The following is a 21,813-nucleotide window of genomic DNA, read 5'->3' as shown; positions in this document are numbered from 1 at the left end:
GACTATCGTCTTGCCCATCGGGGTGGACGGGATGGCCGGGCCGTGTGGACGGGGCCGCAGGCGAAATCCATCGATTCAGGTCGCCTCATTTTTGGGCAGTGTCGCCGAAGGCCGTGCCATCAGGCAGTTGCGGCACTTATCCACAGCTTGTCCAGACGCCTGTTCACGGCGGCTGGGGAAAAGTGCGGGCGCGGGGGATAAAAAGCCCGCCTCATTGGCCGCGCATGAAGAAACGGTCGAGGTCGCCCATCGTCAGCTGTGTCCAGGTGGGCCGGCCATGGTTGCACTGGTCGGCGCGTTCGGTGGCTTCCATGTCGCGCAGCAGCGCGTTCATCTCGGGAATGCTCAGTTGGCGGTTGGCGCGCACCGCGCCGTGGCAGGCCATGGTGGCGAGCAACTCGTTGCGGCGCGCGGTGACGACGTCGGAAGCGGGGAATTCGCGCAGCTCTTCGAGCAGGTTGCGCATCAGCTCCGCCACCGGCGCATTGGCGAGCAGGGCCGGCACGCTGCGCACCGCCAGTTCCTGCGGACCGGCGGCGCCGACGTCGAAGCCCATCGCAGCGAGGACTTCGCTGCATTCCTCGGCGGCGGCCATGTCCTTGGCGCCGACCGAGAACACCGCGGGAATCAGCAGGCGCTGCACCGAAGGGCGGCCGTCGAGCACGGTCTTGAGCTTTTCGTAGAGGATGCGTTCGTGCGCGGCGTGCATGTCCACCAGCACCAGGCCGGCGCGGTTCTGCGCCAGGATGTAGACGCCGTGCAACTGGGCCAGGGCGAAGCCGAGCGGCGGCGCGCCGTCGCTGTCGTCCGGCAGGGATTGCGAAGCCGGTGGCGGCATGCCGGCAGAGGCCGTGCCGGTGGTGGGGGCACGGGCGCTGGCGGCGAAGTCGAGATAGGCGCGGCTGGCCGAATCCATCGCCAGTTGCCCCTGCCTGGGCATGGCTGGAGGAGCGGACGAAGACCAGGGGCGGGTACTGTCGTGGCCGGCGCTGTGGCCGGTTGAGGCAGCGTCCGCCGGGCGCTCCGCCGAAGCATAGCGCAAGGTGTTGGCGGCGCCGCCGAAGCCCGTGCCCGGCGCGGATGGCGCGGCCGCCTGCGTATCGACCCGCCCCGCACCGGATTCGGCCAGCACGCGCTTGAGCGCGTGATAGACGAACTGGTGCACCGCGCGCGATTCACGGAAGCGCACTTCGATCTTGGCCGGATGCACGTTGACGTCCACGCCGGCCGGGTCCAGTTCCAGGAACAGCACGTAGGCCGGATGGCGGCTGCCGTGCAGGATGTCGGTGTAGGCCTCGCGCACCGCGTGCGTCAGCAGCTTGTCGCGGACGAAGCGGCCATTGACGAAGAAGAACTGCGCGTCGCGGCTGGCGCGCGAGTAGGCCGGCAGCGAGGCGAAACCGGTCAGGCGCAGCAGGCCGCCTTCGGCCGACACTTCGCGCGCGTGCTGCAGGAAGTCGTCGCCCATCAGCGCGCCGATGCGCGCCGCCGGCGTGCCCGGCGGCAGGCGATGGACGACGCGGCCGTTGTGCGACAACTGCATGCCGACGTCCGGCCGCGCCAGCGCGACGCGGCGGAACATGTCGTCGCAGTGGGCGTACTCGGTGCCTTCGGTCTTCAGGAACTTGCGCCGCGCCGGGGTGTTGTAATACAGGTCGGCGACGTCCACCACGGTGCCCTGGTTGAGCGCGGCGGGCGCCAGGCTGCGGTCGCCGCCGTCGATGCGCCAGGCGTGGCTGGCGCCGGTGGCGCGGCTGGTGATCGAGGTGCGCGCCACCGCGGCGATGGCGGCCAGCGCCTCGCCGCGAAAGCCCATGGTGCCGACCTGCTCGAGATCGTCGAGGGTGGCGATCTTGCTGGTGGCATGGCGTTCGAGCGCCAGCGCGAGGTCGTCGCGGTCGATGCCGCAGCCGTCGTCGGCAACGCGGATGCGGCGCACGCCGCCCTGTTCCAGTTGCACTTCGATCGCGTGCGCGCCGGCATCGACGGCGTTTTCCAGCACTTCCTTGAGGACCGAGGCCGGCCGTTCGACGACCTCGCCGGCGGCGATCTGGTTGACCAGCAGGTCGGACAGGCGGTGGATGACGGACATGGCCGGGCCCGGTTGGATGGGGAAGGGCGGAATTATACGGCGTGGCCCGTCGCCGCTGCGGGCGGTGGCGGGCCGTGCTTCCGGTATGATGCCGGGCCGAGATCCCCTGGACATGACGCGCATGAGCAAGCCCCCGCCAGCCCCGAAGGCCGCCCGCCAGGCATTGCGCCGGCGCATGGCGCTGGCCGCGGTGCTCGGACTGGCGCTGGCGGGCTGCTCTACGCCGGGTACCGCGCCCGGCGCGGCGAGGGAGCGCGGCTTCTATCCGGGCCAACTGTTCAAGACCGATCTCAACCGCGTGGCCGAGACGCACCAGCAGCACATCTTTGCCAGCCTGCGTCGCCTCACCGACAAGCTGTACAAGCGCAATCCGCGCGAATGGCGCAAATCCGACGCGCCGAGCGCCGAGGCGGCCATCTCGCGCATCTTCGACGAGCGCCACCGCTGGCGCTTCGCCTCGCTCGGCAACCGGCGCGACCTGGATGCGCTGCACGTCGCGCTGCATCCCGAATACCGCGGCGACCGGGTGCAGGCCCTGGTGGTGGGACTGGCCAGCATGGTGCAGTCGGCCTTCGGCGACCGCGAAGGTTTCTACCTGCTGGATGATCTGGAGCCGCAGCACCTCTACAATGCAGCCCGCAACGTCGAGATCGCGGTGTGGAAGCTGTCGACCGCGCGCGACGGCAACGGCGAGCTGCTGCTGCTGACGAACGCGCTGGGCGAGTCGGGCGAGTTGCCCAACCTCAGCTTCGAGCGCGAGTTCGGCCGCATCATCGGCCTGCTCGACGCCTTGTCCGACGTGATCGAGGAAGAGACCGAACGCACGGTGACGCGCGTGGTCCAGAACCTGACCACGGCGGTCTTCCTGCCGGTGTATTGAGGCGCTGCCCAGGCGACTCGATCCGGCCCCGCCAACCCATCGTTTTCAAAATGAAGTCCATCGTCATTCTCGTTTCCGGCCGCGGCAGCAACATGCAGGCCATCGTCGATGCCGCCATTCCCGGTGCGCGCATCGCTGCCGTCGTCAGCAACCGCCCGGACGCCGGTGGCCTGGTTTTCGCGGCCGAACACGGCATCGCCACCGCCGTGGTGGATCACAAGGCCTACCCGGATCGCACCGCGTTCGACGGCGCGCTGGCCGAGTGCATCGATCGCCACGCGCCCGACCTGATCGTGCTGGCCGGTTTCATGCGCGTGCTGACCGACGATTTCGTGAGCCGCTACGAAGGCCGGCTGATCAACATCCATCCTTCGCTGCTGCCGTCCTTTCCGGGATTGCACACGCACCGGCGCGCGCTCGAGGCCGGCGTGCGCGTGCATGGCGCGACGGTGCATTTCGTCACGCCCACGCTGGACTGTGGCCCGATCATCGTCCAGGCGGTGGTGCCGGTGCTGCCCGGCGACGACGAAGCCAGCCTGTCGGCGCGCGTGCTGGTACAGGAGCACCGGATCTATCCGCAGGCGGTGCGCTGGTTCGTCGAGGGCCGGCTGAGCGTGGATGAGGCGGGGCACGTGTTCTTGCGCGACGCCGGGATCGAAGCCGAAAGCGGGTATGTCGTGCCCGCCATCGAAGATGTGGGAGCCGAACGATGAACATGAAACGGCGTGATGTGCTGCGAGCCTTGCCGGTGCTGCTGGGCGGGGCGTTCCTGCCTTTCGAATGGGCTGTGGCCGCCGTGCCGGCTTCGGCCGGCAGCATCCGTTTCGACGTGCATTACGGGTCGCAGGGCTTCAAGGTCGGCGAGGCGCGGCATGAATGGAAGATCGAACAGGATCGTTACGAATTGCGCCTGAATCTTGCCGCAAGCGGCCTGGCAGGCCTGTTCGGCCTGCAGTACGAGCAGCGCAGCGAGGGCGAGGTCGGACCGGAAGGCATGCGCCCCGAGTCCTTCGTCGTCGACCAGCGCGGACGCAAGCGCGACAGCGCGCACTTCGACTGGCCGGCGGCCCGCGTCAGCCTGCGGCGCGACGGCAAGGAGCGGCGCCACGGCACGATCGAGCCAGGCGACCAGGATCTGCTCAGCCTGTGGCACCAGGCGCGACGCCATGCGCGGGCGGACAAGCCGGTCGCCCTGAACGTCATCACCGGCAAGAGCATCAAGCAGGCGAAGCTGGAACCGATGGGGCCGGAGAAGCTGAAACTGCCGGCCGGCGAACTGGAAACCCTGAAGATGCGGGCGACGGCCGAAGGCGGCGAGCTCGACATCGACATCTGGCTGTCCGTCCAGCATGAGCTGCTGCCGGTCCGCATCCGCATCACCGACGACGATGGCGGCGTGCTGGACCAGCGTGCCGCGGCGATCGAAGTCGGCACGCCTGCAAACACCAAGAAGAACTGACATGAACAAGAGCAACGACAAGAGCAGGAACAAGGCCCGCGGCGTATCCGGCGGTGCAGCCAAAAAGGCTGCGGTGAAAAGTGCCCCGGCAGCAGCCGAAGGTGCCGTTTCGCGCGCGCTGTTCATCCAGACCACGCAGGTTCTCGGTGCCGTGCTGGCGTTCGAGTTTCCGGCCGACGCGGTGCTGTCGCGCCATTTCCGCGACAACCGCGAGCTTGGCCACCGCGACCGCGGCTTCATCGCCGAGACGGTCTATGGCGTGCTGCGCCGGCTGCGCTGGCTGCGCCGGCTGGCAGGCGACAAGGCGACGCCGCGCGAGCTGCTGCTGGCCTGGTTCGCCCGCGGCGAAGGCTGGCCGATGCGAAATTTCGAAGGTCTCGCCTCGGCCACCGAGCGCGACTGGGTGGCGGCGGTGAAGGCGGCGGAACTGGGCGAAGCCAGCCTGGCCGAGCGCGCCGATCTGCCCGACTGGCTGGCCGAGCGCCTGCTGCGCAGCTTCGACGAGGCCGGCGTGCTGGCGCTGGCGCAGGGCCTGAACCGGCCGGCGCCGCTCGACCTGCGCGCCAACCTGCTGAAGACCGACCGCGACAGCCTGCTCGCGCGCCTGCGTGAGGACGGCATCACCGCCGAGCCGGGCAGCCTGTCGCCGCAGGCGGTGCGCTTGTCGGGCAAGCCGGCGCTGCAGAAGCATCCGCTGTTCCTGGACGGCAGCTTCGAGGTGCAGGACGAGGGCAGCCAGTTGCTCGGCCTGCTGGTGCAGCCCCGGCGCGGCGAACTGGTGGTCGATTTCTGCGCCGGCGCGGGCGGCAAGACGCTGCAGCTCGGCGCGATGATGCGTTCGACGGGGCGGCTGTATGCCTTCGACGTGGCGGAAAAACGCCTCGCCAAGCTCAAGCCGCGCATGGCGCGCGCCGGCCTGTCGAACGTGCATCCGATGCTGATCGCGCACGAGAACGACGCCAAGCTCAAGCGCATGGCCGGCAAGGCCGACCGCGTGCTGGTCGACGCGCCCTGCACCGGCCTGGGTACGCTGCGCCGCAACCCCGACCTGAAGTGGCGCCAGTCGCCGGCCGCGGTTGACGAGATGGTGGCCAAGCAGGGCGCGATCCTGGCCGCGGCGGCGCGCCTGGTGCGTCCGGGCGGGCGCCTGGTCTATGCCACCTGCAGCCTGCTGGCCGAGGAGAACGATGCGGTGGTCGATGCCTTCCTGGCGGCGCATCTGCAGTTCCGCCCGGTGGTGGCGCAGGAGGTGCTGGACAAGCAGGGCGTGAAACTGGAAACCGGCGAGCGCCTGCGCCTGTTGCCGCATGTGCACGATACCGACGGCTTCTTCGCCGCGGTGATGGAGCGGGTGGCGGATGCCTGAAGCCGGCAGGCAGGGCCTGCCGGCCCGGTTGCTGTGGGTGCTGCCGGCTATGGCGCTGGCTTTGGCGGCGGTACTGCCGCCGGCGGCATCGGCGTCGCAGCGCTTTGCCGCCAAGGGGGAGATCGAGCTCGCCTTCACGCCGCGCGATGATGCCGAATCGCTGCTGGTCGGCGTCATCGAGCGTGCGCGCCGGAGCCTGCACGTGCAGGCCTACGCCTTCACCAGCAAGCGGATCGCCAACGCGATGGTGGCGGCCCATCGGCGCGGCGTGAAGGTGCAGGTGCTGGCCGATGCCCACATGAACCGAAATCCCAAGGGCAATGCCCTGCCGATCCTGCTGGCGGGCGGGGTGCCGGTGGCGGTCGAGACCGAATACAACGCCGCGCACAACAAGGTGTTGATCGCCGATGCCGACGGCCCCGGCTGCGCGGTGCTTACAGGTTCGTACAATTTCACCTGGTCGGCGCAGAACCGCAACGCGGAAAACGTCATCGTGCTGCGCGGCCACTGCGAGCTGGCGCAGGCCTATCGGGACAACTGGCTGGCGCATCGCCGCAAGGCGATGGTGATCACCGCGCTGCCGTTCAAGCGCTGAACGGCAAGGGTGGGGGGCTCAACTGCGGACGGCGTCGGCCCAGCAGTTGGGGGTTTCGTACAGGCGTACGCGTTCGAGCCGCAGATGGTTGCCGTAGGTGTCGCGGTAGGCGGGATCGAGGATGCGGAACGCTTCCGCGGCGAGGTTCTCCGCTGTCGGCACGAGGTCGAGCACGACGGTCTTGTGGCCGGGAATGGCGTCGAGCATGGTGACGACCTGGGTGTCGCCCCGATAGACCAGGAAGGCATGATCCCAGCGCGACACGACGAGGTCGTTGGCGATGCGCTTGACGTCGGCGAAATCCATCACCATGCCGTTTACCGGCAGGCCGTCGGCCTTGATGACTTCGCCGGAAAGGGTCACTTCCAGTGCGTAGCGGTGGCCGTGGAGGTGCCGGCACTGGCTGGAATGGTCGGGAATCCTGTGTCCGGCATCGAATTCGAGACGGCGGGTGATGCGCATGGCTGACCTCATTCAAAGGGGCGCGGATTATAGCATCAGCAATGCGCGGCCCTTGCTGCGGCAATGTCCGCAAGTGATTGAGTCGAGGCAGCTTTTCCGGGCGCCAGAGCTTTTCTTGCCTGGGTGCAGGGATGGCCGCGGGCGGGCGTCACGCATAAAAAAGGCTGACGGTTCGCGTCAGCCTTCGATGCTGCGTCGCACGGCGCTCAGCGCTCCTTCTTCTTTGCGCGTGCTTCCTTCTTCAGGGTCTTGTACAGCTCGGGGTTGGTGGCCTTCAGGTACTCGGCCACTTCCACGTCGTCCTTCTTGACCTTGTTGATGTCGATCTGCTCGACGTGGACCAGGCGCAGCAGCGCCTGAACGGGGCGGGGAATGTTGCGGCCGCTTTCGTAACGGGAGCCGCCGCTCTGGGTGACGCCGATCTTGGACCAGAACTGGGACTGGTTCAGGCCCAGCTTGCGACGGATTTCACGAACGTCGATGTTGTCACTGGATTTCATTTCTGTTTCCTTGGTTGAGTGCACTTGTCATGGATTCGCCATGACAGCGCTGACGCAATTGTAGGCCGGTTTATGACTTAAGTAATACCGCGAGAAAAGTATAGATCACTATCCCGTGCAAATACAACGACAAATTTCACGTTTTTATCATTAAGTGCGTAGGGGGTGTGTTTGGCGGTTCGGGTGTGTGATGTCCTGCAAAGTTTTCCACGTTTCGCTAGAATCATCCGCTTTATCCACAGGTATTTGGATACGACGATGGCACTGATAGTTCAGAAGTACGGCGGCACCTCGGTAGGCAGCCCCGAGCGCATCAAGAACGTCGCCCGCAAGGTGGCGAAGTTCCGCTCGCAGGGGCATCAGGTGGTTGTCGTGGTATCGGCGATGAGCGGCGAGACCAATCGCCTGATCGCACTCACCAAGGAAGTAGCATCGAACCCCGCACCGCGCGAACTCGACGTGGTCGTATCCACCGGCGAGCAGGTCACGATCGGCCTGCTGTGCATGGCGCTGGAGGACATCGGCGTTCCGGCGAAGAGTTACACCGGCGGCCAGGTCAGGATCCTGACCGATTCGCTGCACACCAAGGCGCGCATCCTGGACATCGACGAGGCGCCGGTGCGCAAGGATCTGGACGAGGGCCGGGCCGTCGTCGTCGCCGGCTTCCAGGGGGTGGATGAGCACGGCGCCATCACCACGCTCGGCCGCGGCGGCTCGGATACCACCGCGGTGGCGCTGGCCGCGGCGCTGAAGGCCGACGAGTGCCAGATCTACACCGACGTCGACGGGGTCTACACCACCGATCCGCGCATCGTCCCCGAAGCCCGCAAGCTCGACACCATCACCTTCGAGGAAATGCTGGAAATGGCCAGCCTCGGCTCGAAGGTCCTGCAGATCCGCTCGGTCGAATTCGCCGGCAAGTACAAGGTCAAGCTGCGCGTCCTCTCCAGTTTCGAAGATCGCGAAGGAGAGGGCACGCTCATCACCGTTGAGGAAGACAAGAACATGGAACAACCCATCATCTCCGGCATCGCCTTCTCGCGCGACGAGGCCAAGCTCATCGTGGTCGGCGCGCCCGACAAGCCGGGCATCGCCTACCAGATCCTGGGGCCGATCGCCGAGGCCAACATCGACGTCGACATGATCATCCAGAACGTCAGCCACGACGGCACCACCGACTTCTCGTTCACGGTGGCGCGCGGCGACCTGGACAAGGCGGTCAAGGTGCTCGACGGTGTCAAGACCCACATCGGCGCCCGTGCGATCGAAACCGACAACGCCATGTGCAAGGTTTCCATCGTCGGTGTCGGCATGCGTTCGCACCCGGGCGTGGCCTCGCAGATGTTCCGCACGCTGGCCGAGGAAGGCATCAACATCCAGATGATCTCGACTTCGGAAATCAAGATTTCGGTCGCGATCGAAGACAAGTATCTGGAGCTCGCCGTGCGTGCGCTGCACAAGGCTTTCGGCCTCGACACGGCGGCTTGATAAAGCTGGTGAATAGCGTTTGACCGGGAGGCGCGAACTCGCTATGATCGCGCCTTCCTGATGGAGACGTGGCCGAGAGGTCGAAGGCACTCCCCTGCTAAGGGAGCATACCGTCAAAAACGGTATCGAGGGTTCGAATCCCTCCGTCTCCGCCATTCAGGACACACACAGGGCTACACCGCCCCACAGAACCCCACGAAAAGCCGCGTAGAATCGCGGCTTTGTCGTTTCTGGCCCACACGAAACCCCACACATCCGCACCGAAAAACACGGTGCACCACAGGCAGTGTGTAGGCATCGGTGTAGGCATCGAACTGGCTGGGGGTGATGGATGCCTACAAACACGCTGACGGACGCGCGCTGCAGGGCTGCGAAGCCTGGAGACAAGGCGATCAAGCTCTTCGACGGTGGGGGGCTGCATCTCTGGATCTCGCCGAAGGGGGCGAAAGTCTGGAGGCTGGCTTATCGCCTTGCGGGCAAGCCGAAGACGCTCAGCATCGGCCCATATCCGGAAGTCTCACTGGCCGAGGCGCGTCTGAAGCGCGACCAGCACCGTGCCACGCTCCGCGATGGTGATGATCCGATGGCCCCGCGCCTGGCCACCCGCAAGGGCATCACGCTCGACGATGCCAGTGAACAGTACTGGGGCGGGCGTCACGACCTATCCGAAAGCTATGTGGTCAATGCACAACGTGGCATCGCCATGCATCTTTCGCCGGCGCTGGGCAAGCGCAACATCGGGAGCATCACTCGTGGCGATCTGCTCGATGCACTGCGAGCCATGGACGCGAAGGGCCTGCACGTGTACGTGCGAAAGGTGCGGATGTGGGTTGGCCAGGTCTTCGAATGGGCGGTCCAGCATGAATACGCGGACATCAACCCTGCTGCGCTGATACGCCCGGAGAAGGCCTTCGGCCGGGCTCCGGTCGAGCACCACGCGGCAGTCGAGTTGCGTGATGTGCCGGGCCTGATCCAGCGGATCAACATGGAGAGGGATATCCAGAGCGTGCTTGCGGTCCGGCTGCTCGCATATACATGGACGCGCACTGGCGAGCTACGGATGATGGAATGGGCTGAGATCGACGGCGACCAGTGGATCATCCCGGCCGGGAAGATGAAGCGCCGCCTCGACCACCTGGTGCCGCTTTCGCGCCAGGCGCTGGCGGTGATCGAGGGCATGCGTGCTCGTGCTCGCCCTGGGAGTCCCTATGTGTTCCCGTCTGACCGGCGGGCTGACAGGCCGATGAGCGATAACGCCATCCTGTATCTGCTGCACCGCATTGGCTACAAGGGGCGGATGACGGGACACGGCTGGCGCAGTGTGGCCAGCACCTGGGCGAACGAAAAGGGCTACAGCCCCGACGCGATCGAGCGCCAGCTTGCCCATGTGCCAGCGAATGAAGTGCGCGCGGCTTACAACCGCGCACAGTATTTGCAAGAGAGGCAGACGATGCTGCAGGCTTGGGCGGATTGGCTGGACGCCCAGGCTGTTACGCGAGGTTGATGCCGGCCGCGCGCAGCGTACTGGCACGCCAGCCCATCGTGCGGCTGGATAGTGCCACGTCAGGCTGTGGCAGCTTGCCCGACTTGAGCCATCGGCGGATCGTTTCGGCCGACACCCCGAATGTTTCCTTCAGATCCTGGCGCCAGATGACAGGGTCGGAGGGCTGGTCTGTCATCGCATGTCCTCCGCCGAAAACAGCCCGCCCAGAGCGCCGGCAAGCGCCGACTGGCATGTGGGATTGATCCATACAACCTCTTCCCGGATCGCTGTGCCCCTGCCGGATGAAATCCGCGCGGATGTTGTATGCCGCTCCCACCCGCTCAAGGCCTTGTCGTACATCGCAGAGGGGTATCCGCACAGCACCACCATGCCCCGCAGCTCGCGCACCGCGTCCAGCAGTTCGCAATGCTCGGCCACGGTCATTTCGTGGCGGTAATACTTCTGCCCGGTCTTCATCTGCCGGACTTCCGGCAGATATGGCGGATCAACGAAGTGCAGGGTGGTGGGTTCATCGTGGTAGCGCATTACCTCGATCGCCGGGTTGTTCTCGATCAGAACGCCTTCGAATCGCTCGCCGATGCTGGCCAGCGATTCGGGGTAACGCGACCACACGTGCTGGGCGGTGCCGTAGCTGCGCCGCGTGTCGCGCCGGAATCCGGTGCTGCCTTTGGTGGCGCCGGCCGAGCCGAAGCCCATGGCAGCCCGCACAGCGGTGAGGCGGGCGCGCTCCACCTGGTCCTGGTCCTGGTCCTGGTAGGACAAGTCGAATTCGGCGCGCGAGTAGGGGGTGAGCGTTATGGCCTCGATCAGCCGCGCCCGGGTGGCAGGGTCGCGCAGCACGGCGAAGAAATTCACGATCTCGCCGTCCAGGTCGTTGTAGACCTCGGCGTAGCTGCGCGGCTTTCGCAGCAGCACGCCTGCGGCGCCACCGAACGGCTCGACGTAGCACAGGTGTGGCGGGAAGAACTGGATGACCCAGGGGGCCAGGCGGAACTTGCCGCCGTGGTAGCGGAGGGCGGGGTGAGTGATCATGACGTCACCCGCTTGAACTCGATCACCCATACCCAGGGATTGGCACCCCATGAGCCTGGGCCGTTGATGGATTCCCAGATATCGCTGAACTCAGGGATTCGAGACGGGCTTAGATATGATTGCGGAATACCCTCTGCTTTCGCATCCGCCTCGCTGATGTCTTGGAGGCGTTCTATGCGCACGCCAGTGATTTCCAGCACGAGGCGGCAGCAATGGCGCGGCATGTGGATGCTTGGGCGACGTTTGAAGCCCCATCGCTTGAGGTCTGCAGCATCCTCGTCCGTGATGCCGTCCGCGTCGTAGTAGTACGGCTCCCAGGTGTCAGCCCCTTCGCGCATCATGCGCGGCGTGCGTTGTGGGCGCTCCCAGCCGTTCTCGCGCACCCACAGCCGGTCGCCGGGCTGACCGTAGGGGCATTGCAGCGTCGAGTAGAACGCGCACCCATCGTTGTCGATGCCGTGGTATTCCGCAGCCATGCCGGGGCCTATGGGGCCAGTAATTCTCCCCATCTGCTTCGGCTTCACCTTTCGCCGCGTCTGGGCTTTCCGCCCTTCCATGATCGCGCGGACCATCGACCCGGTGAACAGGACCGGGTGTTCCTTGTTTCTCATTTTTTCACCCCCGTCGCCTTCGCCACCCAGACCGCGCACCGCCCCGTCCGCATCAGCGCGACCATGCCCAGATCCTTCATCGTGTACAAGCGGTCGCCAGTTACCTCTTCACTCAGGCCCAGGGCCTCGCTCAGAACGGCGCGGCGGGTCGGGCCACGCCGGATCAGCTCCGCAGTTATCCGCTCCATATCCAGCCACACCTTCTCCGTCACGCCACCGGGGAATGCGGGGCGATCCGGAGACGGAGGCAGGTCGGGAAGTTTGTGGGGGGCGGGGTCGAGAACCCGGTATGCACGCCGCACGCTTTCCGGCGCGCAGCAGGGATAGGGCGCCATGAGGCCCAACTGCATGGCAAGCGGCGGCATCATGCTGCACCCCCGTCACGGCCAGTCGCCTTGGAAGCATGGATCGTGATGTCGCGGTTAAAGCCTCCATCGATATTGATTTCAGAGCTGCCGTCGTAGCCGTTCTGCTCTGCGAGTGTCAGGGCCAAATTGACAAACACCGATGTTGCGATCAGCAACGCATCGTTGATGCCGGCCTCATTCAAGAGTCGGGTGAACGCATCGGCGAAATCGTCGTGTGCCTTGCTCATTTCGATGTCTCCTCGAACATATCCACCGTTCTGGCGGCCGCCCGGCGGGTTTGATGACGGGTGTGCTTGTGGTGCTCGGCGTCGTAGGCCAGGTGATGGCGCTGGCACCAGGCGCGCAGGTTGGAGGGCTCGCAGTTCTCCGGCTGGTGGTCGATGTGGGCGATGGTCAGCACGATGCGGATTACCTTGACCGTCGAGCCGTCTGCGCAGGCCATGCTGCAGGGCCGGTCCACGCCGGCATCGCGCAGCGCACGGGGCAGCGGCACCCACTTCTCGTCCCGCCAGTAGCCCAGCGCGCGATGCACGGCACCGCAGCCCGGATGCTCGCAGCGGTAACGTGCGCGGTTCAGGATTTGCAGGCGGATGTGCTGCCAGTCGGCCGGGTAGCGCACTTTGTTTTCGGGGCGGATTGGCATCACGCACCCCCTTGAGCCACGCTCAGCGCCACCGCCACCGGCCGGACCCAGATGGGCGCCGCCGACAGCACGAAGGTCTCGCCGGACCAGGCCAGCAGCAGGGTCTGGTACATCGTCGACGCGATCGCCTCGGCCGCGGCCGGGGGCACGGCGTTGCCGATGCGCTCGCGCCAGTCGCTGTCGTTCAGGCCGTCGAGTTCGAGGTATTCCTCGGGCTCGATGATCGACTGCAGCGCGGCCAGCTCCAGCGTGGTGAAAGGCCGGTGCCACGTGCCGTCCAGCGCGCGGATGACGGCGACCATCTTGTCGGTGGCGCCCGGCATGCGGGGGTCGGCGACGGACCAGAAGCCGTTGTCGTGGCACGCGGCCGACGACACCGCGCCGCTGCTGTCCTCCCAGCGCCGCACGCCGTAGTGGCCGCCGGTCTGGTAGGCATCGCCGGGTTGCGGGATGGCGCCGGGGCGAGGGTCGGCCACGGCGAATGCGCCGTTGGCGTTGCCGGCGATCACCGCGCGGGAGAATTCGTCCCAGCGCTCGACCTTGTACTTTCCGTGCAGGGCGGCCGATTCGGCGGCACCGCGTGGATCGGCCACACACTGACCGCTGCCGTGGGCGCCGGTTACAGCCGTGGCGGGGCGGTCGAAGGGCACGATGCGGAACTCGTTGTTGTGCTTCGCCGGCCCCTGGTGTCGAGGGTCCGCCACGCTGAACGTCCCCTGCCCGGGCGACTTCACATTGATGACGGCCCCGGCCGTGTCCTCCATCCGCATCACGCCGTACTGCGCGTATTCCAGCGTGCCGGCGGGCGGGCGCGGGTCGGCGATCGAGAAGGCACCGTTGGTCGGCAGGCTGCGGCCCTGGACCGTCCCCGTGCTGTCTTCCCAGTGCCGGACTCCCAGATAGCCATTGCGGCATTCCGGCACGATCAGGAAGTCCCGCAGCACCCCATCTTCGACGTGCAGGCGGTTCAGGCTGCGCCAGTCGCTGCCGGCTTCGACGAAGGCCAAACGCACCCAGGTCTTCCATTGCAGGCGCGGCACGCGGTGCATGGGGCCGCCGGCCGGGTCGCCGGGCAGCGGCATGCGGTCCAGCAGCGTGCCTACCGCCTGCAGGCGCTTCTTCGGCGGCTCGTACAGGAAGGGCGGCACCTTCTCCATGTGCCGGGCCACACCCAGGAATCGCTTGCGGCTCTGCGCCAGGCCGCCCAGCTCGCCGCAGTCGTGCGTCGTCTCGGCCCAGGCGTAGCCGTAGGCCCGGAACAGCTGCGCGATGCGATCGAGCAGATGCCGGCCCCGCGTGGCGATGCGCGGTACGTTCTCGAACACGATCAGCTCCGGCAGGCAGTCCCTGAACGCTTCCAGCATCATCCACACGCCGCGCTCGGTCAGGCCGTTCAGCGCCTGGTACTTCGCCGTCTTGCTGCGCGTCTCGTTCAGCAGCCCGGAAAAGCCCTTGCACGGCGCGGACAGGAAGACGATGTGCGGAAACTCGCCGCCGGCCGCCTGGCGGATGTCCTCGGGCGTGGCCTCGCGCCAGCCGGCCGGCGGCTCGGCGCCGTGGAATGCGGTGTACTGCGCGCGGCTGAAAAGGTCGAGCGTCGTGGCCTCGACCCCGACGATGCGCTTGAAGTCGCGGTTCGCGGCCGCATCCACGTCGACCGAGCCGATGCACCTCGGCCTGGCCACCAGGTTGCCGACCCGGGCGCTGCCGCGCATGAAGCCCTTCGCGCCGGCGCCGATGGCGCCGAACAGGCAGAAGGTGCGGATCTCGCGGTGTTCGTCGGGGTGGCGGAGGAATGCGTCGCGCTTCATGGCTGCACCTCAGCGATGATGGGGTTTTCGTCGAGATCAACATCGCTGACCCGCACGATGCTGATGCCGTAGCTGCCGTCCATGTCGGGCCAGCCCTCCTGCCCGTTTTTCCTGTTCCCCTCGTCATCCTTCCAGGCAAACTCATGGAGCACGCCATACAGGTTCAACCCCCACGAATCCTCGACGATCAACCGCTGAACGTGGTTGAACAGCATCTCCAAGACGGCATCGAGCACAGAGCCATCATGTTCTTTCAGTCGGTGATCGGCGGCAGACCAGAAATTGTTGATCTCGTGCAGCTTGTCTTCGGTCAGCACGGCGTGGTCGACTTCCACCGTCATGTCGAAGTTGTCGCCGCTCAGGCGGTAGCGTTTCGTGCTCATGCCGGCACCCCCTTCCCCAGCGCCTGCAACGCGGCACCGTTCCACAGCGCCACGGCACGGGCAGAACTGTCGTCAGACGGCCCGATCGCCCCGCAGCTATCGCAGCACACCGCCGCGCCGGATGTGAAATCCCCCAGGTCGTGCAGCACCTGCAGCTGCTCGCCAGCGGCACCGCAGAACGGGCAAGCCCTCGTGATTTCCGTTTTCACAGCAGCACCTCCTTCGCGTTCCTCTCGGCGCGCCGCCGGACGGTTTCGGTGTCGATGTGGGTGGGCAGGCCGAGTGCGGCGCGGCGGCGGGCGACCAGTGCGCGCTGCTCGGCGATGGCGAATGGCGCGCGGGCCTCCAAGAACTGCAAGTCGGCTTCGGCGGCTTGCAGACGCAGGTGGCGCAGCCAGGTGATGAGGGTCTTGATCATTTCGAGTCTCCATCGTCGTCGAGATGGTTGATGCCGGTGCAGCGGGCCGCGATCAGGCCGATGACGGCCCAGATAACGGCGGCGAGCAGGCAGAGCAGGATGTTGTCCATGGCGCTGGCTCAGAATGGCGGGTGACCGTAGAGCAGGTCCATCCACGCATCGAGCGCGGCGCCCAGTTCATCCAGGGCGGCGCAGGCGTTGGTGCGCTGGGGCTCGGCGCCGTCGTAACCCTCGAACAGCACGCCGCTGTCCGACAGCGTGCGTACCGCCATGGCGGCCACGATGAGGCGATCCAGGGCGCGGTCCATTGCCTCGGCTTGCGGGTCGGTTGGCATTGCGGGCCTCACGCTTCATCCACAGCGCCGGCGTCGGCGGTCGCGGCGGGTTCGATGCGGTACAGGTCGGAGTACGACGCGGGCCTGATCACGTTCACTTCTCCACCCTGCATCGCGGGCTTGATGAAGAGGATGTCGCCGCTGAAACTGATGTAATCAGGAACAGCCCCGTCGTAGTGATCGAGCAGCGCGTCGAGCATTTCTTTCTGGGCGCTCTTCATCGCTTCCTGAGCGCCATGAAGGCAAGAATTGAGGTGTTCGACCTCTTCATGAGCGCGTTCAAGAGCACGCCAGCGCCGCAGGAAGTTCTCGGCTTTCATATATGCAACAGAGTGGATGTGCGTGCTGTTGTCATGGCTGACATGACGATCCGCTTCCTTGAAACTCATGATCTGACTCCTTATTGCTGAGCGCTGGCAGAGAACCCCGGCTGGCTGCGCTCGATGCCGGCGCCGAGGGTGGTGGATTGAAGGCGGGCGCGTTTGCGGCGCTGGCGGGCCACGCCGAGCTGCAGCACGGCGAGCAGGGCGGGCGATGCGGTGGCTTGCTCGAAACTGATGCCCTGTACGGGCAGGCCGCTCATGCGCCAGGCCCAGCGCAGTTCGGCGTCGGTGTGGGGGGCGGAGGCGACGGGGTCCATGTCAGCCCTCCACCTTGAATACCCAGCAGCGCACCGTTGTCGGGCGCATGTGTTCCAGGTTCTCGCAGCGGGCGTTGAGCCGGCCGTGGACCGCGGAGTTGGTCGGCACGTTGGAATCGATGTACCTCGGCCGGCGGCTGGTCTTGAGCAGGCGCTTCAAGTCCTGCAGCGGCGGCACCTGCTGCCGGCGGTCTGCCGCCACCTGCATGAAATGGTTGAGGTTGACCGCGATGTAGGCCGGGTCGCGGCTGTGGTTCAGGCGCGATTCGCCTTCCAGCTCGCCGTTCTCGCCCTCGCCGGTGCCGTCCAGGTAGTCGAAAGCCTCCCAGAAGGCCTCCACCAGCGGGTGGTCCTTCTGCAGCGCCTGTTCGCGTTGCAGCGCCAACTGCACTAGCAGGGCCTTGGCCTCGGCCTGCTGGGTGGGCGTGATCGGGCAGGCCATCGCCAGCGCATCGACGAACACCATCAACTGCGCATGGTTCTTCTGGATGCGCTGGTTCTTGCTGCCAGCGGCGGCGATCTCGCGCTCGTATGTGCGCAGGCGCTCTTCCATCAAGGCCAGCACGGCCTGCTCGTGTGTCAGCGCGCGCGGCAAGAAGGGGCTCAGCTCCCGCGCCGTCATCCGGCCGAGTTCCAGCGCCTGGGCGCGGCCGGCCTCGGTCTGCCGGCTCTTGTCGAACCACAGATGCACGATCCGCTCCATGATCGGCATCGAAGCCTGCACCGGGTTGTTCTGGCTGATGAACAGCGCCCCGCGGAACTGCGGGTCGTAGGTGTCGTTGCCGCTGCTCTTCACGCCCGTGGTGCGCAGGCTGCCGCCGTTGTACAGGCTCTTCAGCCCGTCCCAGTGGAAGGCCTGCTTCACCCGGCCGCGGGTGCCGTCCGCTTCGTCCTCGCGGTCGGACTCGATCAGCACAACGGGCAGGTTCGACACCTGGGCCATCGACCGCATCAAGCCCACGGCCGAAGCCTTCATGGGGTCGAAGCCTTCGTATCCGCCGCGCCCCAGCAGCTTCCACAGCGCTTCGATCAGCGTGCTCTTGCCGCTGCCCGGCTCGCCCACGATCTCGACGAAGGGGAATGACTCGAAGCGGTGGCGAATCTGCTCGGCAAACAGGCTGCCGAACCAGGCCGCCAGGGCGGCCACGCCGCGCGGGCCAAAGCAGAAATACAGCTTGTCGAACCAATCGACCTGCGGCGCCTTGGGGTCGGCGTTGATGTCCAGCTTCAGCGACTTGGACAAGCTCTTGATGGCCAGCTTGCCCAGGTCGAAATAGTCCTCCTCGTTGACCTCGACGACGCGATCGCCCTGCACGGCCACATCGCCGAACACGTATGCGCCGTGCTCCAGCGTGTAGCCGATGTAATCGATGGTCTCGACCCGCTTGATGTTGTAGGTCCACCGCGACAGCAGGCGGTCGAGCTGCCCGGCGCTGCCCGTCCAGATTGCGCCGGCGGCCATGTGCAGCAGGCGCTTCTTGAACTCGGCCGCGGCGGATATCTGGCCGGCGGTGAAGGTGTTCTTGATGCTCGCGCCGCCGTGCGGGAACTCGACGCGGAAGTAATACCAGGCCTCATCCGTGATGTCGTTGCGCAGGTAGTACAACGGCGTGGGCAGGCAGTTGCAGATCTCGGTGACGGTGTTGCTCTTCTCCAGAACCTTGGCTTCGCGTTCGTCCCTGTTCAGGCTGTCTTCCGCTTCGGTCAGGTTCTGCTCGGCCTTCACCTGTTTGTCGATGTCGAGCTTCCACCAGTACAGGCGCTTGTCGAAGTCGAACGGGAAGCTGTTCCAGCCGTGCCGGCTGTACATCAGCTTGCCCTTCTCCGCCGCGCTCGCGGCCAGCAGCAGCGCCCCGTAGTAGCGGTATTCGTCCAGGTCGCGTTCGCTCAGGCGGTCGAGCTGGTGCAGCTCGTTCCAGTCGTACTTCTGCCGGCCCTTCGGCGGCTGGGCCGCGGTCGCCTTCCAGCCCTGTTTGATGGCGCGGGCAACGTGCTTCTTCGTGAAGTCCTCGCCGGCCTTGCCGGTGTCGTAGGCAAACACCAGGTCCGGGCGGCCCAGCTCCATCTGCTCGGCCATCGCCGCCAGCGCGGCTTCCGGGTAGTTGTTGCACGACAGCGTCGACACCGCGACCACGCCGTTCAATATCAGCGCGATGGCATCGAAGATGCCCTCGGTGATCCAGATTTCATCGACGCCCGAAAAGCTCATGCCCGGCGCCTGCCACCAGGTGCCCATATAGCTGCCACGGAAGGTCGCCTTGCGCTTGCCGAAGCGCTGCGGCCGGTCGATGAGCCGTTCCCAGTAGCCCACGCCCGGCAGGGCAAAGCGCACCGTGGCGCTGCCCAGTTGCAGTTCCGGGTTCCAGTAGTTTTCCTGGCTGTACCAGCCGGCGATCTTGTCCAGGTCGAAGCCCCGGTGGTCGCGCAGGTATGCGTCGGCCGCGGCGTTGGGGTTGTCGGGTGTCGTGGGGTGGCGGTCCGACCAGGACTCGAACAGGTCGCTGTAGCGGTCCTTCACGTGTTCCACGTGCCCGCACTTCTCCAGCCGTCCGCAGCGCAGCACCCAAGGCGCATCGGCATTGGCGTACAGCTCTTTCTTGCCGCAGCTCGGGCACACGCCTTGACGTAACCACAGGCCTTGCCGCTTGAAGGCAAAGTCCCGGTCGAGTCGTGTGGTGATGTCGGCGTGCAAGCGTGGGTTCATGGGGCGTCGGGCAAAGGAATTCCCTCGCGCCTGAAACCAGGCACGAAGGCGGGAATGCGTGGGTTGTGGGGAGGCTGGCTAGAAGCCGGGCATCAGCCAGAGCTGAGGAAGAGGTCCTGCTGTGGCTTGCCGTCCTGCGTGTCGGCGAAAAACTGCTCGATGGCCTCGCGGTATTCGATGCGGGGCAGCGACACCCTGGCGTTGGGCATCAGGCTGGGGTTCACCTCCGCGTCCCACGCCACGTGGGCGCGGCCCTTGAAGCCGCAGCACGTGCACAGCGCCCAGGCGTCGCGGTAGATCTCCGTCACCAGCTTGCTGGTGCGGATGTGCGCACGGGAACCGCAGTGCGGGCATGTCAATGCGACCCCCAGCGGCAGCTGGCGCGTGGTGGTGTTTGCAGGCACTGGCGTGCTCATCGCCGCACCTGCCCGCATTCGCCCATCCCCTGCCGCGCGCATTCACAGTGCATGCCCACCTCGCCCAGCGTGGCAACGGCATCCAGATAGCGGCGCGTTACCAGCACGAAGCCGACCGCGCCCACCAGGGCATCGAGCTTGTCGATGACGATGCCCTGGCCGCCGGACAGAAAGCGGCTGACTTGCGAATCGTCCCAGCCCACGGTCTGCTGCACGTCGTGCCGCGCCGGGCCGCTGAGTGCGGCGCGCAGGGCCTGTTCGATGCGGGGGAGGGGTTTGCTCATGACGCGGCCCTCAAGCGTGATCAACCGAAGTTGAGTGCTGTTGTGCGGTGGGATCGGCAGCATGGGGAACATCGACAACAAGAGGCGTGGCAGACATGCGATCACTCGCCGGCAAACAGATCGGGGTGGGCGTCCGCCGCGGCGGGCGTGGATGCGGCCAGGTCGATGCCCAGCTCGGCCAGCGCCAGCTTGCGCAGATCGGCATCCCTGATCTTGGCGACATTGGCAATGGCATTGGCCCGGCGCAGCGCCAGCAGGGCATCGGCATGGCGCGGGTTGTGGGCGCTGCCGAAGGTCTCGTAGTCGTGCAGGGCGTCGGCCCATTCGGTGAGCTTGGCCTGCAGGAAGGCGGCGCCGGATTCGTTGCCGGCGGCGCGAATCTTGGCCGGGTTGAGGCTCATCAGGTAGGCGGCAACGCGGTCGAGGCGGACGCAGACCATTTGCCGTTTCTGGTCACCTGCGTAGTACATATGTACTACGCAGACCCCCAGAAACTCAGCCGTCCAGTCTTCTTGAAGGCGCTTGTGCTGGCGCACCCATTCAAGGCCGAAAAGCTCGGCGATCGGCTTCAGCGGCACCACTTCGGTGCCCTGTTCGTTCTTCACCACCGGCAGCGTCAGGCCGGCGTATTCGATGGAGATGGCGATGTGCTTCATGGCTCACGCCTCCTTTGCGGTTGCAGGTTGGATGAACTGCTCGACCAGTTCGGGGTAGGCCGCCCGCGCCCCGAGGATCAGCAGATGCCGGGCGGCGGCGCTGGCGGTGCGGTTTTCGATGCGGGCGATCTCGCCCAGCAGGTCGCGTTCGTCGGCCATGAAGGCGATGTTGACGCGGCGCTGCTGATCTACGCCGTTGGGGGAACGGCTGCGCGGAGCGCCAGAGCGGAAGGCAATGGAGGCGGGAGTCATGTTGTACGATGAGAAACAGATAGATGATGAGCGAACAATAGAAATATTTCTTTCTGTTGTCAACGATAAATGAACGAAAGATTTCTGATTGGCACGCGGCTGCGCGAGGAAAGGGAGCGTCTTGGGCTTACTCAGGATGCGCTTGGGGTGACCCCGCAAAGCCAGAGGAAGTATGAGAAGGGCGAGAGCACACCGGGAGCGGACTACTTGGCGATGTTTGCGGCGCTGGGTGCGGACGTTCTGTATATCCTCACCGGACAGCGCACGGTGGGTGAGTTGGCGCCCGACGAAGCGGCGCTGCTGGACAACTATCGACATACCCAGTCTGACGGGAAATTAGCACTGCAGACTACAAGTGCCGCTCTTGCGCGCCGCCTTCCGCATCGCGACGGTGAAGAGCAGAAGGCGAAGTGATCTTGGACGATTGGAACGCCCCCGTTCCTGATGAAGAGATCGATCTTGATTGCCACGAAAGCGAACCGGGGGCTCGGTTACGGCAGGAGCGGATCAAGCGCGGCTACACAGAGATGGACCTGGCCCGACTGCTCAGCGTTGGGCGGCTTCGTGTCCGGGCGATGGAAACAGGTAAGGGCGCTCAGTTGAACGCGAAGCAACTGTGGAAGATCGCTTCAATTGGGGCGGACGTGACATACATTCTGACAGGGCAGCGGCCTGTCCTCCTCGCGCCAGATGAATCCGCCCTTCTCGATAACTACCGGCACGCCACGCCCTCCGGACAGACCAGTTTACGGGAGGTTGGCACTGCGTTTGCGCAACAAGCCGAGGCCTTGAAGAAAACCGGGAGTGAAACTGGGGAATGACAGCCTCCACCGTGGATTTATGACGGCGATGTGAGATGAGTCACACCCCCTTCTGAGTGCTTGCCATAGTGTTACGTTACGGAACACAAGAAA

At 65.8% G+C, this 21,813-nt stretch carries 30 protein-coding genes and 1 tRNA gene; 10 read left to right on the top strand and 21 right to left on the bottom strand.

The window, feature by feature from the left end; genetic code table 11:
• Nucleotides 1-211 precede the first annotated feature (211 nt).
• A complete protein-coding gene (mutL, locus tag TBU01S_RS01905; protein ID WP_068634950.1) occupies nt 212-2,092 on the bottom strand; it encodes a DNA mismatch repair endonuclease MutL in 1,881 nt (626 codons plus the stop codon).
• Nucleotides 2,093-2,213: 121 nt separating this feature from the next.
• Here mutL and TBU01S_RS01900 point away from each other — a divergent pair, with 121 nt between their 5' ends.
• From TBU01S_RS01900 to TBU01S_RS01880, 5 genes are read left to right on the top strand one after another with little or no spacing between them, the layout of a single operon-like run.
• Complete coding sequence (locus TBU01S_RS01900; RefSeq protein WP_083953407.1) at nt 2,214-2,972, top strand: hypothetical protein; 759 nt, start codon at nt 2,214-2,216, stop codon at nt 2,970-2,972.
• 50 nt (nt 2,973-3,022) lie between these two features.
• Nucleotides 3,023-3,685, top strand: a complete 663-nt coding sequence (purN, locus tag TBU01S_RS01895) for a phosphoribosylglycinamide formyltransferase (RefSeq protein WP_068634949.1) — start codon at nt 3,023-3,025, stop codon at nt 3,683-3,685.
• Entirely contained in the window at nt 3,682-4,431 is a 750-nt protein-coding gene (locus TBU01S_RS01890) for a DUF3108 domain-containing protein (protein WP_068634948.1), read from the top strand. The genes purN and TBU01S_RS01890 overlap by 4 nt, the downstream gene beginning before the upstream one ends.
• 1 nt (nt 4,432) lies before the next feature.
• Complete coding sequence (locus TBU01S_RS01885; RefSeq protein WP_068634947.1) at nt 4,433-5,797, top strand: RsmB/NOP family class I SAM-dependent RNA methyltransferase; 1,365 nt, start codon at nt 4,433-4,435, stop codon at nt 5,795-5,797.
• Nucleotides 5,790-6,392: a phospholipase D family nuclease gene (locus TBU01S_RS01880; RefSeq protein WP_068634946.1), complete on the top strand. Its 603-nt coding sequence runs from the start codon at nt 5,790-5,792 to the stop codon at nt 6,390-6,392. The genes TBU01S_RS01885 and TBU01S_RS01880 overlap by 8 nt, the downstream gene beginning before the upstream one ends.
• Nucleotides 6,393-6,410: 18 nt before the next feature.
• On the opposite strand, the gene queD is transcribed toward TBU01S_RS01880, so the two are convergent.
• Together queD and TBU01S_RS01870 are read right to left on the bottom strand one after the other, a co-directional pair.
• Nucleotides 6,411-6,854, bottom strand: a complete 444-nt coding sequence (gene queD, locus TBU01S_RS01875) for a 6-carboxytetrahydropterin synthase QueD (RefSeq protein ID WP_068634945.1) — start codon at nt 6,852-6,854, stop codon at nt 6,411-6,413.
• 206 nt (nt 6,855-7,060) lie between these two features.
• Nucleotides 7,061-7,354, bottom strand: coding sequence for a helix-turn-helix domain-containing protein (locus TBU01S_RS01870; protein ID WP_068634944.1), 294 nt, complete (start codon nt 7,352-7,354; stop codon nt 7,061-7,063).
• Between the two features lie 258 nt (nt 7,355-7,612).
• Here TBU01S_RS01870 and TBU01S_RS01865 point away from each other — a divergent pair, with 258 nt between their 5' ends.
• From TBU01S_RS01865 to TBU01S_RS01855, 3 genes are all read left to right on the top strand, one after another.
• On the top strand, nt 7,613-8,842 hold the full coding sequence (locus TBU01S_RS01865; protein WP_068634943.1) for an aspartate kinase: 1,230 nt from the start codon (nt 7,613-7,615) through the stop codon (nt 8,840-8,842).
• A gap of 62 nt (nt 8,843-8,904) precedes the next feature.
• Nucleotides 8,905-8,997: transfer RNA gene (locus tag TBU01S_RS01860), tRNA-Ser, on the top strand.
• 176 nt (nt 8,998-9,173) lie between these two features.
• Nucleotides 9,174-10,346: a tyrosine-type recombinase/integrase gene (locus TBU01S_RS01855; RefSeq protein WP_068634942.1), complete on the top strand. Its 1,173-nt coding sequence runs from the start codon at nt 9,174-9,176 to the stop codon at nt 10,344-10,346.
• Here TBU01S_RS01855 and TBU01S_RS01850 read toward each other — a convergent pair.
• From TBU01S_RS01850 to TBU01S_RS01765, 18 genes are all read right to left on the bottom strand, one after another.
• A complete protein-coding gene (locus tag TBU01S_RS01850) occupies nt 10,333-10,521 on the bottom strand; it encodes a helix-turn-helix transcriptional regulator (protein ID WP_068634941.1) in 189 nt (62 codons plus the stop codon). The two genes, TBU01S_RS01855 and TBU01S_RS01850, sit on opposite strands and share 14 nt — an antisense overlap.
• Nucleotides 10,518-11,378: a DNA adenine methylase gene (locus tag TBU01S_RS01845; protein WP_083953406.1), complete on the bottom strand. Its 861-nt coding sequence runs from the start codon at nt 11,376-11,378 to the stop codon at nt 10,518-10,520. Before TBU01S_RS01845 ends, TBU01S_RS01850 begins: the two co-directional genes overlap by 4 nt.
• Nucleotides 11,375-11,989, bottom strand: a complete 615-nt coding sequence (locus TBU01S_RS01840; protein WP_068634939.1) for an ASCH domain-containing protein — start codon at nt 11,987-11,989, stop codon at nt 11,375-11,377. The genes TBU01S_RS01845 and TBU01S_RS01840 overlap by 4 nt, the downstream gene beginning before the upstream one ends.
• The gene (locus TBU01S_RS01835) at nt 11,986-12,357 is read right to left on the bottom strand and encodes a hypothetical protein (RefSeq protein WP_068634938.1); all 372 of its coding nucleotides are present in this window, start codon (nt 12,355-12,357) and stop codon (nt 11,986-11,988) included. The genes TBU01S_RS01840 and TBU01S_RS01835 overlap by 4 nt, the downstream gene beginning before the upstream one ends.
• Nucleotides 12,354-12,584, bottom strand: coding sequence for a hypothetical protein (locus TBU01S_RS01830; RefSeq protein ID WP_068634937.1), 231 nt, complete (start codon nt 12,582-12,584; stop codon nt 12,354-12,356). The genes TBU01S_RS01835 and TBU01S_RS01830 overlap by 4 nt, the downstream gene beginning before the upstream one ends.
• The gene (locus tag TBU01S_RS01825) at nt 12,581-13,000 is read right to left on the bottom strand and encodes a hypothetical protein (protein WP_068634936.1); all 420 of its coding nucleotides are present in this window, start codon (nt 12,998-13,000) and stop codon (nt 12,581-12,583) included. Before TBU01S_RS01825 ends, TBU01S_RS01830 begins: the two co-directional genes overlap by 4 nt.
• Nucleotides 13,000-14,811 carry a DNA cytosine methyltransferase gene (locus tag TBU01S_RS01820; protein ID WP_068634935.1) on the bottom strand — a complete coding sequence of 604 codons (1,812 nt, stop codon included), beginning with the start codon at nt 14,809-14,811 and terminating at the stop codon, nt 13,000-13,002. Before TBU01S_RS01820 ends, TBU01S_RS01825 begins: the two co-directional genes overlap by 1 nt.
• A complete protein-coding gene (locus TBU01S_RS01815; RefSeq protein ID WP_068634934.1) occupies nt 14,808-15,194 on the bottom strand; it encodes a DUF2528 family protein in 387 nt (128 codons plus the stop codon). Before TBU01S_RS01815 ends, TBU01S_RS01820 begins: the two co-directional genes overlap by 4 nt.
• Nucleotides 15,191-15,403, bottom strand: a complete 213-nt coding sequence (locus TBU01S_RS01810; RefSeq protein WP_068634933.1) for a Lar family restriction alleviation protein — start codon at nt 15,401-15,403, stop codon at nt 15,191-15,193. Before TBU01S_RS01810 ends, TBU01S_RS01815 begins: the two co-directional genes overlap by 4 nt.
• Entirely contained in the window at nt 15,400-15,612 is a 213-nt protein-coding gene (locus TBU01S_RS01805) for a hypothetical protein (protein ID WP_068634932.1), read from the bottom strand. Before TBU01S_RS01805 ends, TBU01S_RS01810 begins: the two co-directional genes overlap by 4 nt.
• A 119-nt stretch (nt 15,613-15,731) precedes the next feature.
• The gene (locus TBU01S_RS01800; protein ID WP_157659075.1) at nt 15,732-15,959 is read right to left on the bottom strand and encodes a hypothetical protein; all 228 of its coding nucleotides are present in this window, start codon (nt 15,957-15,959) and stop codon (nt 15,732-15,734) included.
• On the bottom strand, nt 15,956-16,336 hold the full coding sequence (locus TBU01S_RS01795) for a hypothetical protein (RefSeq protein ID WP_068634930.1): 381 nt from the start codon (nt 16,334-16,336) through the stop codon (nt 15,956-15,958). The genes TBU01S_RS01800 and TBU01S_RS01795 overlap by 4 nt, the downstream gene beginning before the upstream one ends.
• 11 nt (nt 16,337-16,347) lie before the next feature.
• Nucleotides 16,348-16,587: a hypothetical protein gene (locus TBU01S_RS01790; RefSeq protein WP_068634929.1), complete on the bottom strand. Its 240-nt coding sequence runs from the start codon at nt 16,585-16,587 to the stop codon at nt 16,348-16,350.
• Between the two features lies 1 nt (nt 16,588).
• On the bottom strand, nt 16,589-19,291 hold the full coding sequence (locus TBU01S_RS01785; protein ID WP_068634928.1) for a toprim domain-containing protein: 2,703 nt from the start codon (nt 19,289-19,291) through the stop codon (nt 16,589-16,591).
• Between the two features lie 92 nt (nt 19,292-19,383).
• Nucleotides 19,384-19,707: an Ogr/Delta-like zinc finger protein gene (locus TBU01S_RS01780; RefSeq protein WP_068634927.1), complete on the bottom strand. Its 324-nt coding sequence runs from the start codon at nt 19,705-19,707 to the stop codon at nt 19,384-19,386.
• Complete coding sequence (locus tag TBU01S_RS01775) at nt 19,704-19,991, bottom strand: DNA-binding protein (protein ID WP_068634926.1); 288 nt, start codon at nt 19,989-19,991, stop codon at nt 19,704-19,706. The genes TBU01S_RS01780 and TBU01S_RS01775 overlap by 4 nt, the downstream gene beginning before the upstream one ends.
• Before the next feature lie 101 nt (nt 19,992-20,092).
• A complete protein-coding gene (locus tag TBU01S_RS01770; RefSeq protein WP_068634925.1) occupies nt 20,093-20,647 on the bottom strand; it encodes a phage antirepressor N-terminal domain-containing protein in 555 nt (184 codons plus the stop codon).
• A gap of 3 nt (nt 20,648-20,650) precedes the next feature.
• Nucleotides 20,651-20,899: a hypothetical protein gene (locus TBU01S_RS01765; protein WP_068634924.1), complete on the bottom strand. Its 249-nt coding sequence runs from the start codon at nt 20,897-20,899 to the stop codon at nt 20,651-20,653.
• Between the two features lie 69 nt (nt 20,900-20,968).
• On the opposite strand from TBU01S_RS01765, the gene TBU01S_RS01760 reads away from it, so the two are divergent.
• The gene (locus tag TBU01S_RS01760; protein ID WP_068634923.1) at nt 20,969-21,313 is read left to right on the top strand and encodes a helix-turn-helix domain-containing protein; all 345 of its coding nucleotides are present in this window, start codon (nt 20,969-20,971) and stop codon (nt 21,311-21,313) included.
• 2 nt (nt 21,314-21,315) lie between these two features.
• Complete coding sequence (locus TBU01S_RS01755) at nt 21,316-21,720, top strand: helix-turn-helix domain-containing protein (RefSeq protein WP_157659074.1); 405 nt, start codon at nt 21,316-21,318, stop codon at nt 21,718-21,720.
• Nucleotides 21,721-21,813: the final 93 nt, after the last annotated feature.

Origin of the sequence: Thauera butanivorans NBRC 103042 (assembly GCF_001591165.1) — a bacterium.
Lineage (GTDB): Bacteria > Pseudomonadota > Gammaproteobacteria > Burkholderiales > Rhodocyclaceae > Thauera > Thauera butanivorans.
The sequence above is the reverse complement of the archived record's forward strand: the minus strand, read 5'-3'. Positions and strand labels throughout refer to the sequence as shown.

Bases quoted from the DNA above. Each gene is read 5' to 3' on its own strand.
- TBU01S_RS01780 (WP_068634927.1), bottom strand. From the start codon at position 19,707: ATGAGCACGCCAGTGCCTGCAAACACCACCACGCGCCAGCTGCCGCTG.
- TBU01S_RS01830 (WP_068634937.1), bottom strand. From the start codon at position 12,584: ATGAGCAAGGCACACGACGATTTCGCCGATGCGTTCACCCGACTCTTG.
- TBU01S_RS01840 (WP_068634939.1), bottom strand. From the start codon at position 11,989: ATGAGAAACAAGGAACACCCGGTCCTGTTCACCGGGTCGATGGTCCGC.
- TBU01S_RS01775 (WP_068634926.1), bottom strand. From the start codon at position 19,991: ATGAGCAAACCCCTCCCCCGCATCGAACAGGCCCTGCGCGCCGCACTC.
- TBU01S_RS01770 (WP_068634925.1), bottom strand. From the start codon at position 20,647: ATGAAGCACATCGCCATCTCCATCGAATACGCCGGCCTGACGCTGCCG.
- TBU01S_RS01880 (WP_068634946.1), top strand. From the start codon at position 5,790: ATGCCTGAAGCCGGCAGGCAGGGCCTGCCGGCCCGGTTGCTGTGGGTG.
- TBU01S_RS01795 (WP_068634930.1), bottom strand. From the start codon at position 16,336: ATGAGTTTCAAGGAAGCGGATCGTCATGTCAGCCATGACAACAGCACG.
- TBU01S_RS01870 (WP_068634944.1), bottom strand. From the start codon at position 7,354: ATGAAATCCAGTGACAACATCGACGTTCGTGAAATCCGTCGCAAGCTG.
- TBU01S_RS01845 (WP_083953406.1), bottom strand. From the start codon at position 11,378: ATGATCACTCACCCCGCCCTCCGCTACCACGGCGGCAAGTTCCGCCTG.
- TBU01S_RS01760 (WP_068634923.1), top strand. From the start codon at position 20,969: ATGAACGAAAGATTTCTGATTGGCACGCGGCTGCGCGAGGAAAGGGAG.
- TBU01S_RS01790 (WP_068634929.1), bottom strand. From the start codon at position 16,587: ATGGACCCCGTCGCCTCCGCCCCCCACACCGACGCCGAACTGCGCTGG.
- TBU01S_RS01890 (WP_068634948.1), top strand. From the start codon at position 3,682: ATGAACATGAAACGGCGTGATGTGCTGCGAGCCTTGCCGGTGCTGCTG.
- TBU01S_RS01865 (WP_068634943.1), top strand. From the start codon at position 7,613: ATGGCACTGATAGTTCAGAAGTACGGCGGCACCTCGGTAGGCAGCCCC.
- TBU01S_RS01815 (WP_068634934.1), bottom strand. From the start codon at position 15,194: ATGAGCACGAAACGCTACCGCCTGAGCGGCGACAACTTCGACATGACG.
- TBU01S_RS01855 (WP_068634942.1), top strand. From the start codon at position 9,174: ATGCCTACAAACACGCTGACGGACGCGCGCTGCAGGGCTGCGAAGCCT.
- mutL (WP_068634950.1), bottom strand. From the start codon at position 2,092: ATGTCCGTCATCCACCGCCTGTCCGACCTGCTGGTCAACCAGATCGCC.
- TBU01S_RS01900 (WP_083953407.1), top strand. From the start codon at position 2,214: ATGAGCAAGCCCCCGCCAGCCCCGAAGGCCGCCCGCCAGGCATTGCGC.
- TBU01S_RS01765 (WP_068634924.1), bottom strand. From the start codon at position 20,899: ATGACTCCCGCCTCCATTGCCTTCCGCTCTGGCGCTCCGCGCAGCCGT.
- TBU01S_RS01885 (WP_068634947.1), top strand. From the start codon at position 4,433: ATGAACAAGAGCAACGACAAGAGCAGGAACAAGGCCCGCGGCGTATCC.
- TBU01S_RS01850 (WP_068634941.1), bottom strand. From the start codon at position 10,521: ATGACAGACCAGCCCTCCGACCCTGTCATCTGGCGCCAGGATCTGAAG.
- purN (WP_068634949.1), top strand. From the start codon at position 3,023: ATGAAGTCCATCGTCATTCTCGTTTCCGGCCGCGGCAGCAACATGCAG.
- TBU01S_RS01825 (WP_068634936.1), bottom strand. From the start codon at position 13,000: ATGCCAATCCGCCCCGAAAACAAAGTGCGCTACCCGGCCGACTGGCAG.
- TBU01S_RS01805 (WP_068634932.1), bottom strand. From the start codon at position 15,612: ATGATCAAGACCCTCATCACCTGGCTGCGCCACCTGCGTCTGCAAGCC.
- queD (WP_068634945.1), bottom strand. From the start codon at position 6,854: ATGCGCATCACCCGCCGTCTCGAATTCGATGCCGGACACAGGATTCCC.
- TBU01S_RS01785 (WP_068634928.1), bottom strand. From the start codon at position 19,291: ATGAACCCACGCTTGCACGCCGACATCACCACACGACTCGACCGGGAC.
- TBU01S_RS01820 (WP_068634935.1), bottom strand. From the start codon at position 14,811: ATGAAGCGCGACGCATTCCTCCGCCACCCCGACGAACACCGCGAGATC.
- TBU01S_RS01835 (WP_068634938.1), bottom strand. From the start codon at position 12,357: ATGATGCCGCCGCTTGCCATGCAGTTGGGCCTCATGGCGCCCTATCCC.